The sequence below is a fragment of the Maricaulis sp. genome, from assembly GCF_030149235.1.
In the GTDB taxonomy this organism is placed as follows: domain Bacteria; phylum Pseudomonadota; class Alphaproteobacteria; order Caulobacterales; family Maricaulaceae; genus Maricaulis.
Genome location: NZ_JASBRW010000084.1, coordinates 1 through 3,284, shown reverse-complemented (window position 1 = coordinate 3,284; position 3,284 = coordinate 1). Strand labels below are relative to the sequence as shown.

Sequence of the window (3,284 nt, the reverse complement as noted above, 5' to 3'; positions counted from 1 at the left end):
AGCTGGCGGTCACCTTCGGCGTCTCGGATAATACGAGCGAGCGTGACGTGGTGAACAATGCGGTGCCGGGCGGGCTGGAAACCGCGCGTGCCAGCTATGACAGCATTTTTGTCAGCCCTTCCCTGACGACGCAGGCACCCTTCAGCCTGGCCGGCAGCAGCTTGCGCCTGCGCTACACCGGACTTCTTTCCCAAGGCTATACCGAAACCGGATCGTCTTCGAACCTGACGGTTGAGAGTCGTTTGGCCAGCATGGCCGAGGCCCGGCTTGGGCTGGAAAAGCCGCTGCCGAGCGGCTTCCTGCTGCGCTATGGCGGGGACATGCAATATGCCACGGCGGATGCCAACGACTTCCTTCTGGCCGGTACGCCGGTTTCGGTAGCCAGTGCCAATGACGGGTTTGCCGCACGTGGGTTCCTCGGGGTCGATTTCTTCAGGGAAAATGCAAGCGGCAATCTGATGACCGGTGCGGTCGAACTGGGCGTGAGCAGCGACAGCCAGGTGGATGCCTCGTTCCTGTTCCGGGTGAGCTTCTAGGTCAACATCCCCGCCACCTCCTCGGCAATCGACAGGCAGGCGGTGAGGCCGGGGGATTCGATTCCGTAGAGAAAAGCATGGGGCCCGGCCCCGTGGCTGTCGGGCCCCATGATACGGAAATCGGGATAGGCGGCCCCGGCGATCTTGGGGCGGACACCGCTATATCCGGGCAGAAGGTCTTCCTCCCGGATACCGTTCCAATACTGACGAATGGCCGCAGCAAAGGCGGCGCGGCGGCTCTCATCGACACCATAGTCGATCTGGGCCGGATCACTGTCGGAAAGCCAGTCCGTGTCCGGGCCGAACTTGGCCTGCCCGCCAAGGTCGAGGGTCAGGTGCACCCCGAGCCCCCCGTCACGTGGCACCGGGTAGATCAGCCGGGAGAACGGGGCCTTGCCCGCCAGGGTGAAATAACTGCCTTTCACAAGCTCCAGGTCCGGGGCAGGGGGCATCCCGTCGATCCGCCGGGTCAGATCCGTGGCCCAGAGCCCTGCGGCATTGACGAAGGAGCGCGCCCGCAGGCGCATCGGGTCCGGCCCGCCGATCTCGAGGAGCACCCGGCCATCGGGCTCCAGCTCGCCGCCAATGATCCGGGCGCTGAGCAGGGTCTGCGCCCCATGCGCCTCGGCCTCGCCAAGCAGCGCCAGCATCAGCGCATGGCTGTCGATGATCCCGGTCGAGGGCGAGTTGAGCGCCGCAACGGCGGTGAGGACCGGTTCGATTGCCACGGCGTCCCGGCCCTCCAGCAGTGTCAGGTCATCCACGCCATTCGCCCGGGCATGGTCCGCGATCCCGGTCAATTTTCCGGCTTCCCGATCGTCCGTGGCCACGATCAGCTTGCCGCAGCGGCGATAGGGCACACCGCGTTCTTCGCAGAACTGATAGAGCAGCGCCTTGCCCCTCAGGCAGTGCTGGGCCTTCAACGATCCGGGATCGTAATAGATCCCGGCATGGATCACCTCGGAATTGCGCGCGCTGGTCTCCTCGCCGATCAGCCCGTTCTTTTCCAGCAGCAGGACATCCTTCCCGGCCAGCGCCAGGGCCCGCGCAATCGCGATCCCGATGACCCCGGCGCCGGCAACCGCGGTATCGACGTCAAATGTGTCCAAGGGTTTGCGCCTTTTGCGAATTGATTTTGCGGCAGGGTAGCTTGGCAGAAAGGGGATCGCCAGTTTCTCGCGAAAGGCTCGGGCAGCGCGAGCGTCAGAGAGATGGAAATTGCGAGGATCGGGACAGGTCATAATGATCCAGTCTCCGGTATTTGTTTATCGAATTCCCGTCATGAGGGTGTCTGGACCTGCCCCGGAATTGTTTCGCTCCTTTGACTTGGTATCTTGCCACCAATCCAGCCGCACGCTGCACTGCCTCATCTGCTAAATGCCTGTAGCGCAAAGTTGTTTGTAGTTTCTTGTGCCCCATGACCTCTTTCAGGAAGAATGGCCCGATCCCGCCCATCACTGCGACGCTGGCATAGGTTCGCGAAGGGCAAGTCTGCATCACGGCATATTTTCGCCCTGTTCTTCAGTTATCAATTTGACTGGGGGTATCGAGTAGGAGCCTCGCGTGGTGGACAATGCCCTGAACCAGAACGAAAAGGCAAAACTGAGCCATAAGCGGCAATGCCTGTTTGCCTTATTGAGAGAAGATGAACCCTTCCATGGCCTTACGGGGGATGTAAAAAACACTAACCGGACGCAGGTTAATTCAAATCAAACGAACGACCTTCCGGGGGAGGTCTTGGAGTTGATTTGCTACTTCGCAAATCCAACTGACAGTATGGAGCAGTTGTTGAAATTGAGATGACGCAAAAGGGCCATCCATTTAACTGTAGTGGTTCAGATGTGATCTGACAGTTGGCCGTTTTTCCGGCGGCGTCTGCGGTGCTCGGGCAGATGACGGTAGAACTGTTCGTCGCGGCCATCTTTGGAATAGGCGAAGCGATAGATCGTTTCGTGGCTCACGCGGATCGGGTGGCGCTCCAGACGTATCCGACCAGCAATCTGTTCGGGGGACCATCCGGTCTTGAGCCGATCTTCGATGGCAGCTTTGAGTTCAGGATGCACGATCATCTTGCGATGAATAGCGCGGCGCTTCTCGTACATGTCCTGAGCGTTCAGCGCGTAGTAGCCGTTCAACTCCGGCAATTCCTTGTCGTCATAGTAATTCCGATTCAGCTCGCGATAGATTGTCGATGGCGCGCGACCCAGCCGATCCGCAATCTCATGAACAGGCATTTTGGCTTCACGCCACTTGGCAAGCTTGCGGCGTTCTTCCAAACTCGGGTGAGGGTAGCAGCGTCCCATTCATGATCCTCCATGCAACATTCTGTTTTGATACAGAATTTGCACTTCATTTGTGAATCTACCCGCGCACGGCTTCAACACCGATAATTCGTCTTATGGTAATTTTATCGACTCGGGAACGCTCATTCTTCAGCGTGCATCTTCCGGGAGCGCGATAGGCAACTCTACTTCAGGATGAAATCCATCACATAAACCCCGTAGGAAAAACCGCGAATCTACACGGGGAACTTACGGGGTCCGCACGGGAATTCTCCACGCAAATACTTGGATTTCTTTGGATTTCACCTAAAGGTGGTTCCTTATCCCTCTCCCCCTGGTCCTTTTCTAGGACTTCAGATTATCGCGTCTGGGAAGGGATTTGCGGTGGATCTCGGCGGAAGCAGAGCCTTTCCCGCTGCGGGGCCGGGCTCGTGGTAATCCGGGCCGGTGGTGTTTCAGGCCCTGG

At 58.9% G+C, this 3,284-nt stretch carries 2 protein-coding genes and 1 pseudogene; 1 reads left to right on the top strand and 2 read right to left on the bottom strand.

Features of this window, described 5'->3' with window-relative positions; all coding sequences use genetic code 11:
- Window positions 1-536: autotransporter domain-containing protein (locus Q1V51_RS12955; protein WP_300557019.1), on the top strand; the 536-nt coding region annotated here is incomplete at its 5' end.
- Here the strand turns inward: Q1V51_RS12955 and Q1V51_RS12950 are convergent.
- Together Q1V51_RS12950 and Q1V51_RS12945 are read right to left on the bottom strand one after the other, a co-directional pair.
- Window positions 533-1,645 carry an NAD(P)/FAD-dependent oxidoreductase gene (locus tag Q1V51_RS12950; RefSeq protein WP_300557017.1) on the bottom strand — a complete coding sequence of 371 codons (1,113 nt, stop codon included), beginning with the start codon at window positions 1,643-1,645 and terminating at the stop codon, window positions 533-535. The genes Q1V51_RS12955 and Q1V51_RS12950 overlap by 4 nt on opposite strands.
- 756 nt (window positions 1,646-2,401) lie before the next feature.
- A pseudogene (locus Q1V51_RS12945) lies at window positions 2,402-2,839 on the bottom strand (IS30 family transposase); the annotation flags it as partial.
- Window positions 2,840-3,284: the final 445 nt, after the last annotated feature.